This is a genomic window from Halorubrum sp. Atlit-28R (assembly GCF_003665955.1).
In the GTDB taxonomy this organism is placed as follows: Archaea; Halobacteriota; Halobacteria; order Halobacteriales; family Haloferacaceae; genus Halorubrum; species Halorubrum tropicale.
On record NZ_QPLS01000297.1, the window covers coordinates 1 to 436 of the forward strand.

The following is a 436-nucleotide window of genomic DNA, read 5'->3' on the forward strand; positions in this document are numbered from 1 at the left end:
CACGTATTTCTCGCGACCAAAGTCTGGGCCGACAGCCTCGCGTACGACGACGTGCTTCGGACGACCCGCGAGAGTCTCGACCGACTGGGGACGGACTACGTGGACTTGCTGTACGTCCACCGACCAATCGAGACGTACGACCCCGAATCGACGCTTTCCGCGTTCGACGAACTCGTCGACGACAGTCTCGCCCGCGCTGTCGGTGTCAGCAACTTCACCGTCTCCGAACTGGACGAGGCGGTCGACCTACTCGACGCGCCGCTTGTCGCCCACCAGACGGAGTCTCATCCGCTGTTCCAGCGCCCTGAACTCCTCGACCACGCCGAAGAACACGATTACGATGTGGTCGCCTACTCGCCGCTCGCTGGCGGGCGCGTCCGCGAGGTAGACGAGGTCGTCGATGTCGCGGAGAAACACGACACGACCCCCGAAACCG

General features: G+C 63.8%; 1 protein-coding gene. It reads left to right on the top strand.

What is annotated here, in order from left to right; genetic code table 11:
• Nucleotides 1-436 (top strand): aldo/keto reductase (locus DVK06_RS18000; protein WP_147438199.1); only part of this gene is annotated, 436 nt, incomplete at both ends.